This window comes from Psychrobacter sp. VH5 (assembly GCF_050572635.1).
Classification (GTDB): Bacteria; Pseudomonadota; Gammaproteobacteria; order Pseudomonadales; family Moraxellaceae; genus Psychrobacter; species Psychrobacter celer.
Map to the genome: position 1 here is coordinate 2,461,353 of NZ_CP192145.1, position 19,171 is coordinate 2,480,523.

Genomic DNA, 19,171 nt, shown 5'->3' on the forward strand with positions numbered 1-19,171 from the left:
ATCAAAGAAAAATCACGGGGAGCCATGAGGTGGCGCTAAAAAAGAGGAAAAGATAAAAAGAGAGAGATTGAAAAGTGTCTGAATGTCATCGTGGTTATAATGATAATGACAAGACCAAGGTATCGCCAAACGACTGGGCTTAATGTGCCCGCCTTAATAACGACTGTGCGTCGTCGGCGCCGTGGATACCTGTACAAATGTTTCATTGGGTTTGATAAGACCTAAGTCTAAACGAGCATGCTCTTCTACCGCCTCAAGACCGTTTTTTAAGTCATGAACATCCGTACGCAACAAGTTATTTGCTGATACTTGATTGTCATTTAAGCGCTGCTGCTCTTCGATTTGTGTCAGCAGTTTTTGATGCTCAAAATGGCCATTTTCACCCAGCCAGTACTGATATTGCAGACCTAAGAGTACTGCAACGGCTAAGGCAAGTAGCATAAATTGGCTAAAGTATTTCATAAAGGGTTTACGCCAAACAAGACAGAGAGGATCAACACAGCTCAATATGCTGAACGATACCGCAAAAGCAGCCTATCGTCCAGCATACACTTACTTATCGACTGTAACTATAAGAGCGTTTAGCCACGTAGACCAATGAACTCTTCACGGCCACGGTAGCTGGCGCGTACTTGCTGCTCGATACGTAGCAATTGGTTGTACTTCGCTACGCGGTCTGAACGGCATAGTGAGCCTGTTTTGATTTGACCGGCTGCGGTACCGACTGCCAAGTCTGCAATGGTACTGTCTTCTGTCTCACCTGAGCGATGCGAGATAATCGTCGCATAGCCATTTTTCTTCGCCAGATAAATGGCGTCTAGGGTTTCTGACAGCGTGCCGATTTGGTTAAATTTAATCAAAATCGCATTGGCAATTTGCTTGTCGATACCTTCTTGCAAGATAGCAGGGTTGGTCACAAACAAATCATCACCAACCAACTGAACTTTATTACCGATTTGCTCAGTTAAGTACTTCCAGCCGTCCCAATCTGACTCATCCAGGCCATCTTCGATAGAGATGATCGGATATTGACGCGTCAGGCCTACAAGGTAGTCTGAAAAGCCTTGGCTATCAAAGGCCTTGTTGCCCTCACCTGCCAAGACATATTGTCCGTTTTTATAGAACTCACTGGCCGCACAGTCTAGCGCCAAATGAATCTCTTCACCGGCCTTATAGCCGACCTGCTCGATCGCTTGCATGATGACAGTAATGGCCTCTTCGTTGCTACGCAGGTTGGGCGCAAAGCCCCCTTCATCACCAACCGCAGTATTGAGACCTTGTGATTTTAGGACAGACTTTAGGCTATGGAAAATCTCTGTACCTGCGCGCAGGGCTTCTGAGAAGCTGGTAAAACCAACTGGCTCAATCATAAACTCTTGGATATCAACGGTGTTATCGGCATGCTCGCCGCCGTTTAGGATATTCATCATCGGTACCGGCATGGTCAATGATGTCTGATTGCGCAAGTTGGCAATGTATTGATGCAGTGGCAAGCTTTGTGACTTAGCAGCGGCTTTTGCCGTGGCAAGAGAGACCGCGAGCATGGCATTTGCGCCAAGGTTGTCTTTGTTTTCTGTACCATCTAATGCAATCATCGCATCATCAATGGCTTGCTGCTCGGTGACGTCTTTGTCCATAAGCGCACTACGGATCTGGCTATTGACGTTGGCCACGGCTTTTTTGACACCTTTGCCCATGTAGCGATCTTTGTCGCCATCACGTAGCTCGAGGGCTTCACGTGAGCCAGTAGACGCGCCGCTGGGTGCAGCAGCACGGCCGATAGTACCATCAGCCAAAATGACGTCAGCTTCGATGGTTGGGTTACCGCGCGAGTCTAAAATCTCACGGGCGCGAATGTCTTTAATTGCGGTGACGTTGGTGGTTTCTTCAGCGTACATAATGTCTGTTAATTCCTTTGGTCATGCCAAGTTTGTGGGATAAATAACGGCAACTAGAATACAAAAAAGATAAAATAAAATATCGTATAGCGCAGGTCCAAACCTATCTTGCCTACTTAGTATAATCGGCTGGGTTTGGACAAAACCAAGCGTTTATTTACGGCTTTCATGAGCGGCTATCGTACGTGGCATCATAGCATACATTTCGCCAAACTTCCCTTCTCTTGCACCGACTGACGCTCATAAAGTCATACAAACGCTCGGTTATCCGCCTATCTGGCCTCACGGCGATATCGGCGAAGGTGACTGCCCTAGCAGACTTAGGCACTTGGCAAGCGTTTATCATCAGTGTGATGAGTAGAGACGGTATTATCTAGCTCAACCTCAGTGCGAAAACGGGTCAAACGTAGCGCGTTCATCAAGACAGAGATGGAGCTCAGCGCCATTGCCGCCGCGGCAATCATCGGGTTTAAAAACCCAAACGCTGCCAGCGGTATGCCCAGCGTATTATAAAGAAACGCAAAAAATAAGTTTTGCTTGATATTGCGCAGTGTGGCGTTGGCGATTTTTTGTGCCGCATCGATATGCATCAGCGACTCGCCCATCAAGCGAGCGGAGGCGCTATGCTGCGCGACATCAGTACCCTCAAACATAGCAAAGCTGGCATCGGCAGTGGCCATCGCTGGCGCATCATTGACGCCATCACCGACCATGGCCACTTTATGGCCGGCAGTTTGCAACAGCGCGATTTGACTGGCTTTATCCCGCGGGCTCATTTGGCCATATGCCTTGTCGATGCCCAGCTGGCCTGCCACGTGATCGACCACAGACTGCTTATCACCACTCATCAAGATGACATGGATGCCGCTCTCTTGTAACGCCGCTATCGCCTGCGGAGTATCTGCCTTTAGATCATCTGCCAAAGCAAACGCCCCGAGCGGTTCATCATTGATACTAAGCGCTACGGTACTGGCGATTTGCCATACTTTTGGCATAAATTTTGGCAAAGTTAGATTGGCAAATTCTGCCGTGCCGACTTTTACCAGACCCAAGCCTGCGATATTGGCTTGGATACCCGCGCCTTTGATGACACTGATGTCAGTGACAGTCATCAGTGGCAAATGACGCTCAGCCGCAGCATTGATCAAGGCGGTCGCTAAGGGGTGACTGGCATGCGCCTCAACGCTTGCCGCAATTTGTAGCACATCATCGACAGCAATGGAGCTGTCCACCATGACATGGTCGACGATAGACGGCTTACCGACAGTCAATGTGCCGGTTTTATCAAGCACGACCGTGTCGATATTGCCTGCCGCCTCGAGGCTTTGCGCGTCTTTAAACCAAACGCCATGGCGCGCGGCCACGCCCATGCCCGCCATGATAGCCGCTGGCGTGGCCAGACCGAGCGCACAAGGACACGCGATGACCAATACCGACACCGCATGCATCAAGGCGGTATCCACCATGCCAGTCAGCCACCACGTTAGCCCAAAAGTAGCCAAAGCGATGGTCACCACCACTGGTACAAAAACAGCCGTTACTCTATCGGCAAGCCTTGCCAAGTCAGCCTTTGAGCCTTGGGCGTCGCTAAGGGCTTTGACCATATCGCCAAGCTTGGTATCGCTGCCTTTGGCACTGACGCGATACAGCAAACTGCCGTTTTCGACCAATGCCCCTGCCAGCAGCTCATCGCCTATTTGTTTTTTGAGGGGCACAGACTCACCCGTCAGATGACTCTCCACGCACCAGCCGCCGCCATCTATGACCACCCCGTCGGTCGCCACACGGCTGCCTTGCTTGGCACGCAGGATGTCACCGACTTGCACCGCCTGCAATGCGACATTATGAAAGTCGCCGTTGGGCTGCTGCTGCTCTACTTCATCTGGCGTCAGTGATAACAATAAATCGATACTGTTTAGACTGTGCTTTTTGGTGCGCTCCTCCAAATACTTACCCGTTCGCACAAAGGCGATGACCATAACCCCGGCTTCGAAATACACAGCGGGGCCATGTCCGCCAGCATATCCACTTTGCAATAGGCTGCTTAACGTGCCATCGCCATGAGTCAACCACAGATAAGTAGAATACGCCCAAATAGTCACCGTACCGATGACCACCAGCACGTCCATATTGGCAAGGCCGCCTTTGATAGACGCCCACGCACTTTTATAAAATGGCAATGCCAGTCCAAACTGGACAATGGTGGCTAGGACAAACTGAATCCAAACAGGCGGCATCCACGCCATACCAAACCCCGTTAGCATACCCGCCATACCAACCAAAAACGGCAACAAACAAATCCATAGCCCGATCAAGCGCCATGGATACTCGGTTGCCGTGTCTTTATCCGTCTGTGCAAACAAGCTGTCAGCGGCTTGCAGATTGGCGACAAAGCCGGTTTTGTTGACCCACTCTGTGACTTGTTCAGGGGTGGTCTGCGCCGGATCATAATCGATATTGGCAGTCTCACCAGCGAAGTTCACACTTGCCTCATATACCGCTGGCTTTTTGCTAAGTACCTTCTCAATCCGCGAAGCACACGCCTGACACGTCATGCCATCGATCGCCAGCTGCAAGTGCGCACGCTCAGGCGCTATCGCAGTTTTGGACTCAATATCAGTCGCCACCTTATAAGAGGGGTCAATACTGGTGCGGGTAGAATTTTTCATAAATAAAACTCGTGGTTGCGTTATAGCGCATTACATAGTCGGTTTACTCTAAAAGCGGCCAAGGCATCTATAAAGGCAACTGCCATCTCTTAACTAACAGGCGCTTCGTTTTGCGTAGGCAGACTATAGCGTTTATAAATGTATAATAAAATCAGTGAAAAAATCTAAATATCAGACGTCAAAATCAGAAAAAGGCGTCTGCAGGCAAATATAATCAATTGAAAATAAAACTGTTATATAAGTTTAAACGCGCTACTGGTATAAATTTTACTTGCGTGCTGCGTTCCCAGAGGCTGCACGAAATTACTCACAGTCGCACTGTATTTATTTTATAGTGGCTTAACGATAAAAATAAAAACATGCCCTAATCTAATGAGAGATAAATCCTACTCAAGCGTGGCTATTGCCTCATACCTAGTAAATGGCTACGACTATGCTCTATTCAAGCCCTGCAGTCAGCAACAGGCGCTGCCATCGCATCTCTCATGAAAAAAACCAGCCATGACAGCTGGTTTTGCGTTAAAGCGGTAAGACTTACGAGTTGGCGACGGTTGCATCAAAACCTGCCTCTTCGATCGCAGCGGCAATGGCTTCTGCGCTGGTTTTGCTATCATCAAATGTCACCGTTGCCAGCTTGTCAGCCAAATCGACAGTCATGGTATCTAAACCGTCGATATCACCTGTGGCTGTATGGACGCTTGCCACGCAGCCGCCACAAGTCATGCCATCGATATTGATAATACGAGTCTGGGTTGCCATGAGGGCCTCCTTATTGTTATATAACTAACCTAGTTTAAAGTAAATACAGTCATTTACTAAGGGCGTGTCCTAGCATAAGCCCTATCAGAGCCAACAACAAAGCGCTTTGGTATGACTTTATTAACTAAGGCCTTTATGCTTTATATAATCGAATCCAAATAAGTCAGATACACGGCTGTCACGTCGTTTTTATATCGGATTGACGTTATCCAGTAGGCGATACCCGATGTTCACTTTGCGCCGCCGTTATCTTTTAATTATGATAACGTTTAATCATGATAGCGTGGATTTTGCGGCGCATCGATAGGATATGGCTGCGTCACATAATCGACCATGCTAATCGCCGCCGTTAGGGCCTGAATACTGGTATCGGTATCATCATACCGCACGGTTGCTATACTGCTTGCCGCATCAAGGTCTATCGCGGTCACCCCTGTGATGTTTTTCAGCGCGGTCACCACACTGTCCAAGCCTTTGGCATCATCGATGTTTTCGATGCTGACTTGTGCTGTCTGAATTGCCATTATCCTATCCTCCTATCATGGGTTCCATTGACGCTATTAGTGAGTATCTAACACCTCAAAACCTTTGACCAAGTCATCAATCTGTTTAAGCTGACGCAAAAACGGCTCCAGCTGGCTGGTTCTGAGTGCACAGGGGCCATCACATTTTGCCACCTCTGGGTTTGGATGCGCCTCCAAAAACAGCCCCGCCAGTCCCGTTGCCATTCCTGCACGGGCAAGGGTGGTGATTTGCTCGCGGCGGCCGCCAGCACTGTCACTGCGCGCGCCTGGCTGCTGCAAACTGTGGGTCACATCAAAAAACACCGGTACGTTCATTTGTTTCATGGTATCAAACCCGAGCATATCCACGACCAAATTGTTATAACCAAAGGCACTGCCGCGCTCACAAAGTATGAGCTTATCATTGCCGCCTTCCAAGCATTTATTGATGATATGACGCATTTCATGCGGCGCTAAAAACTGCGCTTTTTTGATATTGATGATGGCACCTGTCTTTGCCATCGCATGCACCAAGTCAGTCTGACGCGACAAAAACGCAGGCAGCTGAATGATATCCGCAACCTCAGCCACTGGCGCGGCCTGATGTGGTTCATGCACATCGGTAATGATGGGTACTTGAAACTTTTCTTTGATTTGCCCCAGCCAGTCGATGCCTTTTTCTAAGCCTGGGCCTCGGTAAGAATGCAAACTAGAGCGATTGGCTTTATCAAAGCTGGCTTTAAACACATAGCCGATGCCCAAACGCTGACAGATATCTATATACTGCTCAGCAATCTCAAATGCCAATTCCTTGGACTCTAAAACGTTCATGCCGCCGAACAATACAAAAGGTTGGTCATTGCCAATATTGATCGTCTCGTTATTAGGCGTGTTAAGCGCGATATGTGATTGCGCGTTCAATAAGTTTTCCATTCAGCCGTTACCTCTTATCTTGTTATAAATAGGTCGATACCGTATTGTAACCGATAGCTTGACGAAAAAAAGTATGCAAGCGTAATTACCGACTCTTAATATCAATAACTACTAAATAATATGTCTCGCTGCTCAATATTAAGCCAAAAAAAAGACCGATCCGAAGATCAGTCTTTTTAGCAAACATCATGCTCTCACATAACAACAAATGCTTCAGTGATTACTATGTTTCGCTATGATTTTTTGCCGCTTTTACAAAGCTGTTGAACAGCGGATGACCACCGCGTGGTGAGCTGGTAAACTCAGGATGGAACTGTACCGCGATAAACCATGGATGATCTGCAATCTCAACCGACTCAACCAAATGCTGCTTAGCCGAGTAGCCTGAGATGGTCATGCCCGCTTGCTCTAGTGGCTCAATATAACGGTTATTCATCTCATAACGATGGCGATGACGCTCAGTGATATTGTTCGCGCCATAAATCTGAGCAAGCTTGCTACCAGAAACCAGCTCTGCTTGCTGCGCGCCTAGGCGCATGGTACCGCCGAGATCTGAATCATCGCTACGAATTTGTAACTCGCCGCGCTCATCTAACCACTCAGTGATCAGACCAATGATAGGCTCAGCTGTCTTACGATCAAACTCAGAAGAGTTGGCATCGATATGCAGCACATTACGGGCGTATTCAATCACCGCCAACTGCATACCCAGACAGATACCCAAATACGGCACTTTGTTTTCGCGGGCGTAAGTGATGGCTCTCATTTTACCAGTGGTACCGCGCTCACCAAAACCACCTGGTACCAAAATCGCATCGGCATCGTTTAGACGCGCATACAGCTCATCGTCCGTCTCTAGTAGCTCAGCATCGATATAGTCAATTTTGACATCTGACTGATGCACGATACCGGCATGTAGTAACGCTTCGTTGATCGACTTATAAGCGTCTGGTAACTCGACATATTTGCCGACCATCGCCACCGTCACTACCGCTTGAGGGTTGAGCTGGGCTTCGACCACTTTGTCCCAATCACTCAAATCCGCTTCAGGGACGTCAAGACCAAAACGCTCACAGATTAGATCGTCAAGATCTTGCTCATGTAGGGTGCGCGGGATTTGATAGATGCTTTGGGCATCTTCACACATGATGACTGCGCGCTCTTCGACATTGGTAAACAGCGCAATCTTGCGGCGGTTGTCTTGCGAGATATGGTGCTCAGAGCGGCAGATGAGAATATCTGGCTGCAGACCGATAGAGCGTAGCTCTTTGACTGAATGCTGGGTCGGCTTGGTTTTGGTTTCGCCAGCACTAGCGATATAAGGCACCAGCGTTAGATGCATGAGCATAGCGCGATTGCGACCAAGCTCTACTTGCATCTGACGTACCGCTTCCATAAATGGCAGCGACTCGATGTCACCGACTGTACCGCCAATCTCGATAATGGCGATATCGTAGCCTTCGCCACTGGCAAGAATCTTACTTTTTATTTCATCAGTGATGTGCGGGATGACCTGTACAGTACCGCCCAGATACTCACCGCGGCGCTCTTTGTTTAGCACGTTTTGATAGATACGACCGCTGGTAAAGTTGTTGCTCTTACTCATCTTAGAGTGGCGTAAGAAGCGCTCATAATAGCCCAAATCCAAATCCGTCTCTGCGCCATCTTCGGTGACAAACACCTCACCATGCTGAAATGGGCTCATCGTACCTGGATCGACGTTGATATACGGATCCATCTTGGTCATCGTGACAGTCACGCCACGCGCTTCTAAGACCGCAGCAAGAGAAGCGGCGGTGATACCTTTTCCTAGTGAGGACACTACCCCACCGGTCACAAATATAAACTTGGTCATAGTACTCTTTCGGTAATTGGTAAAGAAGGATTTTACTAAAAATACGCCATAAAATATAGGGCAAAAATGCAAACTGTCTGAAACTCTTGTTTTCCGCCTCAGCGGTAGACTTTTGTCACAAATAATACATACAACAAAAAAAACCCACCCCGAAGGATGAGTTTTTTATTTAGATTCTAATGGTTAGATTAGAATTTGTATTCGATACCACCACCGATACCAAAGCCGTCAAATTCAACAGACTTAACTAAGTCATCATTATAATAGATGCCTGTTTTATCAGTCGTGTTTGCTTCAGTTGATAAATAAGCACCATATAGGTGACCAGTTGTTGCCGCGTTAAATGCATATTTGCCGCCTACTACTGCACGGAATTTTTCAGCATCGTCAGCACCACCAACATTGTTTACGAAATCACCTTGAGCATAGGCAGTCCAAGGAGTCGCTGTCGCCATCTCACCACTGATAGTGAATGCATTTTCGTTATCACCTTCATCAAAATCAGTGTTTTGATATAGAGCGCCTAGCGTCACTACTGGGCTGATAGCATAGTTACCACTGACACGAGCAACTTTCAAATCATCACCTGCTTGGATGTATGTAGCACCAACGTTCATTGGACCTGCTTCGTACTTACCACCGACACCAAACGCATCACGGCCTAGTGTATCAGTATTGTTGTTTTCATCCATGGCGTACATTGCCATGAACTGCATGCCATTGATGTTAGGCGAGAAGTAGTTAAAAGTGTTGTTAGTACGCGGTGCGTCAAAGCTTGCAAGTACGACATCACCACCTAGTACGCCACCTTGAGTCACGTTAGCAAAGTTTACGTAATCATCGATAGCTGATAGACGACCACCAAGCAATGTACCGTACTGCGCGTTTTTCAAACCAAGATAAGTGTCACGTGAGTAAAACTGATCAGACTTCTCCATACGGCCACCGTCTGCATCTACAAAAGCATCACCAGCGTCAATATCGATACCGTACTCTAGTTGATAAACTAAGTCAGTGTTTGCAGTTAGTGCTTCAGAACCTTTTAGACCAATACGTGACGCGTTTGAATTTAGCTTGCTACGGTCATCTGCATCAAAGCTTTCTTTACTATTATCAGCATATACTACATCAGTATCGCCTGTGTTCAAATCTAAAGTTAAGAAGCCTTTACCATATACGGTAGGAGCGGCATTGGCTGCAGAAACAGATAGAGCAGCAACGGCTGTAGCTAAAAGTAGTTTTTTCATGGGGTATCTCCACTTTACAATTGTAGTAATGAGCGAGCTATTATTAGCTGGCGCCCATATTGGTATCGTCACAAATCCTCAAAGATATAATGTGTAACTGGCTACCGAGATTAGTCAGAAACAAGTGTGGCGAAGTTTTATTACAGTAAGATGAAAAAACCATGACTTACATAACCAGCATCAAAAAAAGTAACTGCCATGTAAACGTTGGTCTTTATCCTTCTGCTGCGTAACATCCGTTACCAAACTCATACTTCGAGTACAAGCATAACAACTTTGACATAATTTGCAACATATTTTTTTGTACTTTTAACGCGATATCTGGCGCACTCCATATCTTTTATAGTGCTCAGGCGTTGAAAAAAATGGCTATATAATGCGCTTAAATACCAATGGTTTACCGTAAGTTTTATGACAAACCATTCGATTATGCCCACTGTATTGTGTACAAAAATAAAGCGCTACTTATTCACTGATAAGTAGCGCTTATAAGCGAAACAGCATTATCGCTATCTACTATCGACATCGGGTCAATATAGCCATGTAGCAATATATACATGCATCGACACAGCTTTTATGCCGATGTATGGGATAGCGATGCACACAGGCTTAGACGTTGGCTTTTAGATCCAAGCGTGCTTGGTGCAATAGTGGCTCAGTATAGCCGCTTGGCTGCTCGCGTCCTTTAAAGACGAGGTCACAGGCCGCTTTAAAGGCATAAGACTGCTCAAAGTTGTTTGCCATAGGCTGATAGCTACTGTCGTCGGCATTTTGCTCATCGACGATCTTCGCCATACGCTTCATGGTATCCATGACTTGCTGCTCGCTGACCACACCGTGATGCAACCAGTTGGCGATATGCTGGCTTGAGATACGCAAAGTCGCACGATCTTCCATCAGGCCCACATCGTTGATATCAGGCACTTTTGAGCAACCGACGCCTTGGTTTACCCAGCGTACCACGTACCCTAAGATACCCTGCGCGTTGTTGTCCAGCTCTTGCTGCTTCTCTTCCTCTGTCCAGTTGGTGTCTTTGGCCAATGGAATGGTCAAGATATCGTCTAGGCTAGCACGCTCGCGTGATTTTAGGCTGTCTTGTACCTCGGCGACATTGACTTGATGATAATGCATGCTATGCAAGGTGGCGCCTGTCGGTGATGGTACCCAAGCGGTACTGGCACCAGATTTTGGATGCGCCGCCTTGGTCTCTAGCATCTCTTTCATCTCATCAGGCTTGGCCCACATCCCTTTACCAATCTGCGCCACACCCTGCAGGCCAGTTTCTAGACCGATATCGACGTTCCACTGCTCATAGGCGGGCTGCCATGCTTGCGACTTCATCTCGCCTTTTGGTACAAATGGGCCAGCATTCATACTGGTATGCATCTCGTCGCCTGTACGATCCAAGAAGCCGGTATTAATAAAGATAACGCGCTCTTTGGCTTGGCGGATGGCTTCTTTTAGGTTTACCGTCATGCGGCGCTCTTCATCCATGATACCTATCTTGAGCGTATGGCGCTCTAGACCGAGCAAATCCTCTACTGCATTAAACAAATCATTGGCCATTTTGACTTCATCAGGGCCATGCATTTTTGGCTTGACGATATACATCGAGCCTTTGCGTGAGTTTGATAGCGCGTTTTTTCCTTTTAGATCGTTTAGCGTCAACAGCGGCGTGATCAAACCATCCATCAAGCCTTCAAAGATTTGCTCTTGACCATTGCCCAAATCGACCAAAATCGCTGGGTTTTGCATCAAGTGACCGACGTTACGAATCAAAAGCAATGAGCGACCTGGTAAGATCAGTGTGCCGCCCTCTGGTGTGGTGTACTCACGATCTGGGTTTTGCTTACGGGTGCGGGTTTTACCACCTTTTTCAAACGTCTCTTGCAAATCGCCATTCATCAAACCTAGCCAGTTGCGATACACTTCGACTTTTTCTTCGGCATCGACCGCAGCGACCGAATCTTCGCAGTCTTGAATCGCGGTAATGGCGGACTCTAATAGTACGTCTTTGATGTTTGCTGGGTCATCTTTACCTACTGGATGGCTGGCATCGATTTGAATCTCTGCGTGTAGGCCATTGTTTTTGAGCAAAATACCAGAAGGGCTATCTGCCTCGCCGACATAACCGACGAATTTTTCGGCGTCTTTTAGCTCAGTGCTACTATCGCCCAGCTTGACTTCCAGCTTGCCATCGACGACTTTAAAGCCTGTGACATCGGTATAAGAGCCTGAGGCTAGCGCAAAATGCTCGTCCAAAAAGGCTTTGGCATAAGCGACAACGGCCGCGCCGCGCGTGGGATTATAGCTGCTGCCTGCTTCTTGACCATTTTCATCGCTGATGACATCGGTGCCATATAAAGCATCGTACAAGCTGCCCCAACGGGCGTTGGTGGCATTTAGCGCATAGCGCGCGTTGCGTACGGGGACGACTAGCTGTGGACCTGCAATATGAGCAATCTCGTCATCGACGTTTTGGGTGCTTACCGTAAAGTCATCGCCTTCTGGTAACAAATAGCCAATTTCTTGCAAAAAAGCCTTGTAAGCTGGGAAGTCAATCTCACCTTCTTTGGTAGGATTGTCTAGATGCCATTGATCGATTTGCGCTTGAATGCTGTCACGAGTCGCAAGCAGCGCTTTGTTGCGCGGCGTGAACTCTTTGATGACTTTTTCAAAACCTGACCAATAACTGTCTGAGTCCACACCGACTTTTGGCAGCACTTCGTTTTCGATAAAGTCATACAACTGCTGGTCGATGGCAAAAATACCTTTTTGAATCCGATTGGCGTTAGAAGATTGGCTCATGCTGTTATCCTTATCTATCTGTGATGGGTGTACCTACGAAGTTGCTACCACTATAGCGGTAGTAAATGGCGTGCATTTCTCTAAAATAGCGCATCCTTGATATGAGCAAGTGATCTGCGTGATGACTGTGCCTTTTCGTCGATAGTGATATCTGCTTTATATCGCGCTGGCAGTTGTTATAATGTTTGCCATCTCGAATGGGCGCTCATCGCTCCTTGATCGCTCCTTTATTGAGTCATCAAACAAAATGCCGCCTAAACAAAATATCATCCTACTATCAAATAAGGAAATAAACAAGAAAACACCATTCACCAAGTAAATACTGGGGTTGTATAATAATGATACCCTACAGCCTATCAGCGCTAAGGCTGTTTATCCTCAAATCGTGGTAATCGTTTTCTTAAGCTTTTATATAGTCAGCTCAGTATAAAAACGATAGTTAATAAGCTCAGGCGGCAAACCCAAACCTGTAAAACAACCTTTTATCTTATCCAATACTTTTTGACCATGACACAGACTATGAGTAAACCGACCATGCCAACCAATTCCCATGCTATAAATGACGACACTACAGTAGAAAGCAGTACAGAAGAAGACAGTGTAGATATCTCGCAGCTGCGCACACCGAACAAAGTAGATTTATCTGCGGTTTATGGTTTTTTGGGCGCACGTACCACGCCAGATTGGGTAGCCGCCGCTATCGCTGACCTACCTTTGATCATTCAAGATCATGCCAACTGCGAAAAAAAAGCCGCTGGCACCGCGATGAATCTACTGTTTCGCTATGAGTTTTCTTATGATTTGCAGCGTAAATTGGCGCAGCTGATACGTGAGGAGATGCTGCACTATGAGCAAGTGCTGGGTATCATGAATGAGCGCGGTCAAGAATGGCGGTACTTGAGTGCGGGGCGCTATGCCAAAGGCATGCTCAAGCACAAGCGCACTTATGAGCCTGCGGCAATGATTGACGTGCTAATCATCGGCGCGTTTATCGAAGCGCGCTCTTGTGAGCGCTTTGCAGCATTGGCTGAGGTGATTGATGATGAGCGATTGGCAAAATACTATCGCTATTTGCTCAAGTCAGAGAGTCGTCATTTTGAGGATTATTTGGCATTGGCACAGTCACTGTCGACAGAGGCTATCGATGAGCGAGTGGCATTTTTTAAAGAAGTAGAAGCAGAGCTTATCATCAGTCCTGATGCCGAGCTACGGTTCCATAGTGGCTCGCCCGCTTAACTATTTATTGTCTTCCATCAGAGGGCTATCGTACTGTTTATGGTCTTTGGCGACATGATGCGGGTCGTGATCATCTGTGACACGCTCTGCAGCCGCAGGATTGGCTTTTTGCAGCGCATCATCAGGCACGATACCGTCATTGTCGTCAGCATCTTTTAGTTCATGTTGCTGGTATTTTGGTGACTGCGCTGTCTCTGCTGGTTTTAATGAGTGGTCATTGGGATTATTCATAGCATTTCCTTATGATAGAAAGATGAAAGTAAATCAAGTGAATGAAGGATGTGCCCTAGATCATAAAAAAACTATCTGTCTTTTTTATGATTTTTTTCGTCAGGGTTTAACACCCGTGTCTGGGCATTATCGACAGTGGCATAGCGATTTTTATTGTTAATCTTATGGCTATCAGGGGCTTCGCTACTGACGGTCCTTTCATTGACGTTATCATCAAACGCAGTACCTTCTTGATCGCGTCGATCTGGCTGGCGCGCAGGGTTATCATCATCATTGACATGCTCTGTCTCTACGATGCCCTCTTCAAAAGTGTCGGTACCTTTATTTTCATTGACGTTTTCTTCGAGCTCCTCATGGTTTTTCACCGTTTGAGCACTGTCTAAAGTTTCATGCGTGTCCGTTTCTGCGATTCGAGTTTTACTTAAAGCAGGATCTCTGGTTTCCATTGTTTTGTCCTTATTATAATTATTGTTCGTATCGATAACATATTGTGCTTATCATTTGTTAGTCGTCTCGACTCAAATCATGAGCATTGAGATCAGCCACGTTTTTGCCGCCATCAGGTAGGTTTTCTTCTTTGCGCGGGTCGACATAGACCTCGTCTGTCTCCTGTGAGGCTTGTTCTGGCCCATCTATATTTGGCTGGTATTTTCGGCCTTCATAGCTGCCTTTTGGATTGTCTGGCTGTTTGATGGCAGGGTCGTGGATCGGTACTGCTTCTTCATTATTTGGGCGTGTATTGTCTGACATGCTATATCCCTCAAGTATGTATTGGCGTGGACGTGTCCTCAATTCAATCGATAGTCATCTAAATGCGCCAAAAATGGCTAGATCTAGCCAAACGGTGTCAAATAGCTAACTAATATCTCCATATTACCTGCGCTATCTTCCTTGTTTGACGGCGACTTATCTCATTTTTATCACCATTTTTAAAATGAGGACACGCCCTAATAAGTGGAGTCACTATTTATTCTGTTATCTGTTATCCTCTTATTTATCGGTACGCAAATCCTCTTCGATGAAGGCGGTTTGCTCCTCTTCGCTTAGCTGTTCAGGCGCATCGACTCTCTTATCTTCTTTGAGGTTTTGCTGAATCTTTTGACTGTCTACCTGTTCGGCTGCTTTTTTGATGTCTGATTTTGTATCAGAATTATCAGGCGTCGTATCGTGATTACTCATAGATGCTTCCTTTTTTCCTATGTTTTTATGATTGAGCGTATTTTTATTATAGAAACAAGGCTCGGCCAGACACCAGTGTGCTGCGGTATCAATGTGTGAATAAATGTGAGGTTACAAGACAGTTTGTAACTTCCTGCCAGCAGCATGCAAATAAAAGTACCCAAATGCACCCATAAAAAAAACCAAACGCCAGTATAGCCAGCGTTTGGTTTGAATCAGTATTAGAGGGCTGTTAAGACGATGCCTCTACCCCGTTGATGAGCGTTAATAAATGCTCTTGGGCAGCATGTGGCGGCGTACCAGCAGCGGGCTGTAGTTGCTGCCAGACGCCGTCGCCATTGAGTGTCCACGCTTGGGTATTGTCTTGTAAGTAGTTAATCAAGCCATCTTGATATATCTGCTGAAACAGTTTTTTATCTTCAATCGGAAACGCCACTTCGACGCGGTGAAACAAGTTACGATCCATCCAGTCGGCACTACCACAATACAGACGCTCGTCACCGTTATTATAAAAATAGTAAATGCGTGTGTGCTCTAAAAACCGGCCAATCACCGAGCGTACCGTGATGTTTTCCGACAAACCTTTGACCTGTGGACGCAGACAGCACATTGAGCGCAAAATCAGCTCGATTTTTACCCCTGCTTGAGAGGCGTCATAGAGCTTGGCGATCAGGCGACGCTCCGTCAACGCATTGACCTTGACCATGATATGAGCGCGTTTGCCTGCCTTTGCGTGAGCGATCTCATCGTCGATAAAACTCATCAACTTATCATGCAGGGTAAAGGGCGCATGCAGTAGTTTTTTGAGATTGGCAGGCTTGCCCATGCCCGTTAGCTCCTGAAATATCTTGTGCACGTCTTCTGAGATATCAGGATCGGCGGTAAACAAGCCGTAGTCGGTATAGACCTTAGCATTGGCGGCATGATAGTTACCCGTACCAAGATGCACATAACGACGAATGCGGTCATCCTCGCGGCGTATGATTAGCATCAGTTTGGCATGGGTCTTGTAGCCGACGATGCCATACACCACCACCGCCCCTGCTTCTTGCAGATAATTGGCGACTGCGATGTTTGAGGCTTCATCAAAACGCGCACGCAGCTCGATGACGGCAGTGACTTCTTTGCCATTTCGAGCAGCAGCGGCCAGCGCTTTAACGATTTCTGAATTGGTGCCTGAGCGGTACAGCGTTTGCTTAATTGCCAAGACTTTTGGGTCATTGGCGGCTTGCCATAATAGGTTGACGACAGGCGAGAATGAATGAAAAGGGTGATGCACCAGTACATCGCTTTTGCGCATGGCGGCAAACATGCTACTGGTTTTGTCCAGCTTTTTTTCTTCGCGGCGAAACGCTTTGGGTATCGCTTGCGTAAAGGGCTGATAGCGCAGCGCTGGTATATTAAAGTCGAACAATAAACGCGTGAGGTTGACCGGCCCGTTGACACGGTACAGCTGATTGTCGTGCAGCTCAAACTCATTGAGCAGATAGTCGCTGATGGGCGTTGGGCAGTCGGTGGTGACCTCTAGGCGTACCTTATCACCGAAGCGGCGGTTTTCAAGCTCACCCTCTAACGCTTTGGCGATATCCTCGACATCGTCTGCTAGGTCCAAGTCCGCATTACGCGTTAGTCGAAACTGATGACAGCCGGTGACATTCATCCCCGGAAACAGCTCGCCAATATGCTCATGAATAATGGCCGATAGCATGACGTGATGCTCTTTGCCGCCAGTCAGCTCATCAGGTAAGCGTATGACGCGTGGGAGACTGCGCGGCGCGGGGACGATGGCGAGATTGATATCACGACCAAAGGCATCTTTGCCCTCTAGGGTAGCGATAAAGTTGAGGCTTTTATTGACCAAACGCGGAAACGGGTGGGCAGGATCAATACTAATCGGCGTCAGTACAGGCGAGACTTGTTCGGTAAAATAGCGCTTCATCCATGCCGACTGCTCGCTATTTAGCTCATCGCGTTTGAGATAACGGATGTCTTCTTTGGCCAGCGCAGGCAAGATGTCTTCATTGAGAATGCGATACTGCTCAGCGATGGCTTCATGTGCCACAGCAGAGATATCATTGAGCACTTCACTGGGCCGCATACCGTGCGCGCTGGTCGACACATCACCGATATTGAGCTTTTGCATAATACCCGCAACGCGAATCTCAAAAAACTCATCAATATTTGATGAAAAAATAATCAAAAAAAACAAGCGCTCAAGCAGTGGGTGGCGCGGACTGGCTGCCTGCGCTAACACACGCAGATGAAACTGTAATAAAGACAGATCTCGGTTGATATAACTGCTGGGTGAATAACTGCCGTCTTCAAGCCGCAGCCATGCGATGTGGGCGAGATCATCCTCTTTTTTTCCATGCGCCCCATCGTTTATGCTCATCACGGCGGCGCTATTGTCAGTCTGATGCTGCTTATCATTGCTTTTGGTATCTGCCACGTCCCTACTCCTTTTGCCTTCTCGATACGTCATGATGCTGATTGTGGTAAGACTGCATTTTTCATACGTTTTTTGATGATACGCTGTTTGTTACGTAGCCGTCTATCGCCTTGGTTGTTTTCATAGTATTTTGGATTGGTCAGCATACTGATTAATAACGCCGATTCATCGCGATTTAGCTTGGCAGCCGATTTATTAAAATAGTGGTGCGCAGCGGCCTCGATACCGTAGATACCATCGCCAAACTCAGCCACGTTAAGATAAGCGGTCAAGATACGCTGTTTGTCCCACAACGTCTCTATCATCACGGTGATAATCGCCTCTTCGCCTTTACGAATATAGGAGCGATGCGCGGTCAAAAACAGATTTTTGGCCAACTGCTGCGTGATGGTCGAGCCGCCAGCCGACATCTTGCCTGTTTCTTCGTTTTTTTTGCGTGCAGCCTCGATACCCTTTAAATCAAAGCCATTATGCTGGCTAAAGGTTGCGTCTTCACTGACGATCGCTGCTTGCTTGGCAGATTTGGCAATGACGTCGTACTCTGCCCAGTTTTGCGTCACGGTGCCGCCTGTCAGGCGATGCGTGAGCATAAACATGCTGTTGTTAATGGGCTGGGTTTTCCAAATCAATAATAGCCCTGCGACCAAAACATGAAAAACCACAACCAACAACATGAACGCCAAAAATACTCGTTTGATAAATGTGCCAAAACTTGCCATGCGCGATATCCAAGTGATTGAAAAGATAAAAGGTAGCCGCTTATCCAAAAACAGCCCAAGCAGTTAACTCAAATAGCAGGTCATCTTACCTAATCTCATAATCGCTGTCATTATTTACCCCACTTCTTTATCATGTAATGAGCTATAAACAGTATTCACTTTTTATTTAAGGGTTTAAGATAAGTACTTTATAACAAACATAAAAATAAGAGAATAAATATGCATAATAGTAATAATATAAAAGCACTGCGCGCACGTATTATTGAAGCGAGCCCAAATCTTTGCAGCGCTGAAAGTTCTGATAAGTGGTGGCTACTCGGTACCTCTGGCTGCCATCTGTGTGAAATCGCTGAGCAACTTATGGTGCGCTTTCAAAGCGTACAACCTATTACCTACGAGAATGTCGATATTGCAGACTTTAATGAAGATCTGATGATGGAGTTTGCCACCACCATTCCCGTAATTCTGACGCCATCAAAACGATTAGACTATCCATTTTCAGTCATGGATTTACAGCAACTGTTAGCTCACAACTAACGGCACTTTGTTTTGATGTTATAGAGCTTTTAAATTTCTTATATTAGAATATCTACCGCTAATTTTAGCTAGTATGGTATTTCAATATTTGCTAGACTACTTTTATATTCTGTTTGGTAAATTGATTGTACTAATGCTAATGATTTAC

At 46.8% G+C, this 19,171-nt stretch carries 17 protein-coding genes; 2 read left to right on the forward strand and 15 right to left on the reverse strand.

Features of this window, described 5'->3' with window-relative positions; translation table 11 throughout:
• Nucleotides 1-153 precede the first annotated feature (153 nt).
• The 9 genes from ACNFVB_RS10290 to ACNFVB_RS10330 all read right to left on the reverse strand — a co-directional run bounded on the left by ACNFVB_RS10290 (nucleotide 154) and on the right by ACNFVB_RS10330 (nucleotide 12,672).
• Nucleotides 154-462 carry an FtsB family cell division protein gene (locus tag ACNFVB_RS10290; RefSeq protein ID WP_100749800.1) on the reverse strand — a complete coding sequence of 103 codons (309 nt, stop codon included), beginning with the start codon at nucleotides 460-462 and terminating at the stop codon, nucleotides 154-156.
• Between the two features lie 119 nt (nucleotides 463-581).
• Nucleotides 582-1,898, reverse strand: coding sequence for a phosphopyruvate hydratase (eno, locus tag ACNFVB_RS10295; protein WP_430737422.1), 1,317 nt, complete (start codon nucleotides 1,896-1,898; stop codon nucleotides 582-584).
• Between the two features lie 320 nt (nucleotides 1,899-2,218).
• The gene (locus ACNFVB_RS10300) at nucleotides 2,219-4,567 is read right to left on the reverse strand and encodes a heavy metal translocating P-type ATPase (protein ID WP_430737423.1); all 2,349 of its coding nucleotides are present in this window, start codon (nucleotides 4,565-4,567) and stop codon (nucleotides 2,219-2,221) included.
• 534 nt (nucleotides 4,568-5,101) lie between these two features.
• Nucleotides 5,102-5,326, reverse strand: coding sequence for a heavy-metal-associated domain-containing protein (locus ACNFVB_RS10305; protein ID WP_100749802.1), 225 nt, complete (start codon nucleotides 5,324-5,326; stop codon nucleotides 5,102-5,104).
• Nucleotides 5,327-5,595: 269 nt separating this feature from the next.
• The gene (locus tag ACNFVB_RS10310) at nucleotides 5,596-5,850 is read right to left on the reverse strand and encodes a heavy-metal-associated domain-containing protein (protein WP_430737424.1); all 255 of its coding nucleotides are present in this window, start codon (nucleotides 5,848-5,850) and stop codon (nucleotides 5,596-5,598) included.
• Between the two features lie 36 nt (nucleotides 5,851-5,886).
• Nucleotides 5,887-6,762, reverse strand: a complete 876-nt coding sequence (kdsA, locus tag ACNFVB_RS10315) for a 3-deoxy-8-phosphooctulonate synthase (protein ID WP_430737425.1) — start codon at nucleotides 6,760-6,762, stop codon at nucleotides 5,887-5,889.
• A 223-nt stretch (nucleotides 6,763-6,985) separates the two neighbouring features.
• Complete coding sequence (locus ACNFVB_RS10320) at nucleotides 6,986-8,617, reverse strand: CTP synthase (protein WP_289054844.1); 1,632 nt, start codon at nucleotides 8,615-8,617, stop codon at nucleotides 6,986-6,988.
• Between the two features lie 188 nt (nucleotides 8,618-8,805).
• Nucleotides 8,806-9,864 (reverse strand): porin, encoded by a 1,059-nt coding sequence (locus tag ACNFVB_RS10325; RefSeq protein WP_288997808.1) that lies wholly within the window; start codon nucleotides 9,862-9,864, stop codon nucleotides 8,806-8,808.
• A gap of 609 nt (nucleotides 9,865-10,473) precedes the next feature.
• Nucleotides 10,474-12,672 (reverse strand): malate synthase G, encoded by a 2,199-nt coding sequence (locus ACNFVB_RS10330; protein WP_430737426.1) that lies wholly within the window; start codon nucleotides 12,670-12,672, stop codon nucleotides 10,474-10,476.
• A gap of 534 nt (nucleotides 12,673-13,206) precedes the next feature.
• Between ACNFVB_RS10330 and ACNFVB_RS10335 the strand changes: the two genes are divergently transcribed.
• Nucleotides 13,207-13,908 (forward strand): tRNA-(ms[2]io[6]A)-hydroxylase, encoded by a 702-nt coding sequence (locus ACNFVB_RS10335; RefSeq protein ID WP_430738520.1) that lies wholly within the window; start codon nucleotides 13,207-13,209, stop codon nucleotides 13,906-13,908.
• On the opposite strand, the gene ACNFVB_RS10340 is transcribed toward ACNFVB_RS10335, so the two are convergent.
• The 6 genes from ACNFVB_RS10340 to mtgA form a co-directional block, all read right to left on the reverse strand.
• On the reverse strand, nucleotides 13,909-14,139 hold the full coding sequence (locus tag ACNFVB_RS10340) for a hypothetical protein (protein ID WP_430737427.1): 231 nt from the start codon (nucleotides 14,137-14,139) through the stop codon (nucleotides 13,909-13,911).
• 71 nt (nucleotides 14,140-14,210) lie between these two features.
• On the reverse strand, nucleotides 14,211-14,585 hold the full coding sequence (locus ACNFVB_RS10345) for a hypothetical protein (RefSeq protein ID WP_430737428.1): 375 nt from the start codon (nucleotides 14,583-14,585) through the stop codon (nucleotides 14,211-14,213).
• Between the two features lie 58 nt (nucleotides 14,586-14,643).
• Nucleotides 14,644-14,889: a hypothetical protein gene (locus ACNFVB_RS10350; protein WP_430737429.1), complete on the reverse strand. Its 246-nt coding sequence runs from the start codon at nucleotides 14,887-14,889 to the stop codon at nucleotides 14,644-14,646.
• Between the two features lie 240 nt (nucleotides 14,890-15,129).
• Nucleotides 15,130-15,318: a hypothetical protein gene (locus tag ACNFVB_RS10355; protein WP_289054857.1), complete on the reverse strand. Its 189-nt coding sequence runs from the start codon at nucleotides 15,316-15,318 to the stop codon at nucleotides 15,130-15,132.
• 232 nt (nucleotides 15,319-15,550) lie between these two features.
• Nucleotides 15,551-17,710 (reverse strand): polyphosphate kinase 1, encoded by a 2,160-nt coding sequence (ppk1, locus tag ACNFVB_RS10360; protein ID WP_430738521.1) that lies wholly within the window; start codon nucleotides 17,708-17,710, stop codon nucleotides 15,551-15,553.
• Between the two features lie 86 nt (nucleotides 17,711-17,796).
• On the reverse strand, nucleotides 17,797-18,486 hold the full coding sequence (gene mtgA, locus ACNFVB_RS10365) for a monofunctional biosynthetic peptidoglycan transglycosylase (RefSeq protein WP_430737430.1): 690 nt from the start codon (nucleotides 18,484-18,486) through the stop codon (nucleotides 17,797-17,799).
• Between the two features lie 219 nt (nucleotides 18,487-18,705).
• On the opposite strand from mtgA, the gene ACNFVB_RS10370 reads away from it, so the two are divergent.
• Entirely contained in the window at nucleotides 18,706-19,023 is a 318-nt protein-coding gene (locus tag ACNFVB_RS10370; protein ID WP_430737431.1) for a glutaredoxin family protein, read from the forward strand.
• Nucleotides 19,024-19,171: the final 148 nt, after the last annotated feature.

Excerpts from the sequence above, each read along its gene's own strand:
- ACNFVB_RS10330 (WP_430737426.1), bottom strand. The coding sequence starts at position 12,672 with ATGAGCCAATCTTCTAACGCCAATCGGATTCAAAAAGGTATTTTTGCC.
- mtgA (WP_430737430.1), bottom strand. The coding sequence starts at position 18,486 with ATGGCAAGTTTTGGCACATTTATCAAACGAGTATTTTTGGCGTTCATG.
- ACNFVB_RS10340 (WP_430737427.1), bottom strand. The coding sequence starts at position 14,139 with ATGAATAATCCCAATGACCACTCATTAAAACCAGCAGAGACAGCGCAG.
- ACNFVB_RS10310 (WP_430737424.1), bottom strand. The coding sequence starts at position 5,850 with ATGGCAATTCAGACAGCACAAGTCAGCATCGAAAACATCGATGATGCC.
- ACNFVB_RS10300 (WP_430737423.1), bottom strand. The coding sequence starts at position 4,567 with ATGAAAAATTCTACCCGCACCAGTATTGACCCCTCTTATAAGGTGGCG.
- ACNFVB_RS10325 (WP_288997808.1), bottom strand. The coding sequence starts at position 9,864 with ATGAAAAAACTACTTTTAGCTACAGCCGTTGCTGCTCTATCTGTTTCT.
- ACNFVB_RS10355 (WP_289054857.1), bottom strand. The coding sequence starts at position 15,318 with ATGAGTAATCACGATACGACGCCTGATAATTCTGATACAAAATCAGAC.
- ACNFVB_RS10290 (WP_100749800.1), bottom strand. The coding sequence starts at position 462 with ATGAAATACTTTAGCCAATTTATGCTACTTGCCTTAGCCGTTGCAGTA.
- eno (WP_430737422.1), bottom strand. The coding sequence starts at position 1,898 with ATGTACGCTGAAGAAACCACCAACGTCACCGCAATTAAAGACATTCGC.
- ppk1 (WP_430738521.1), bottom strand. The coding sequence starts at position 17,710 with ATGAGCATAAACGATGGGGCGCATGGAAAAAAAGAGGATGATCTCGCC.
- ACNFVB_RS10370 (WP_430737431.1), top strand. The coding sequence starts at position 18,706 with ATGCATAATAGTAATAATATAAAAGCACTGCGCGCACGTATTATTGAA.
- ACNFVB_RS10320 (WP_289054844.1), bottom strand. The coding sequence starts at position 8,617 with ATGACCAAGTTTATATTTGTGACCGGTGGGGTAGTGTCCTCACTAGGA.
- kdsA (WP_430737425.1), bottom strand. The coding sequence starts at position 6,762 with ATGGAAAACTTATTGAACGCGCAATCACATATCGCGCTTAACACGCCT.
- ACNFVB_RS10305 (WP_100749802.1), bottom strand. The coding sequence starts at position 5,326 with ATGGCAACCCAGACTCGTATTATCAATATCGATGGCATGACTTGTGGC.
- ACNFVB_RS10350 (WP_430737429.1), bottom strand. The coding sequence starts at position 14,889 with ATGTCAGACAATACACGCCCAAATAATGAAGAAGCAGTACCGATCCAC.
- ACNFVB_RS10345 (WP_430737428.1), bottom strand. The coding sequence starts at position 14,585 with ATGGAAACCAGAGATCCTGCTTTAAGTAAAACTCGAATCGCAGAAACG.
- ACNFVB_RS10335 (WP_430738520.1), top strand. The coding sequence starts at position 13,207 with ATGCCAACCAATTCCCATGCTATAAATGACGACACTACAGTAGAAAGC.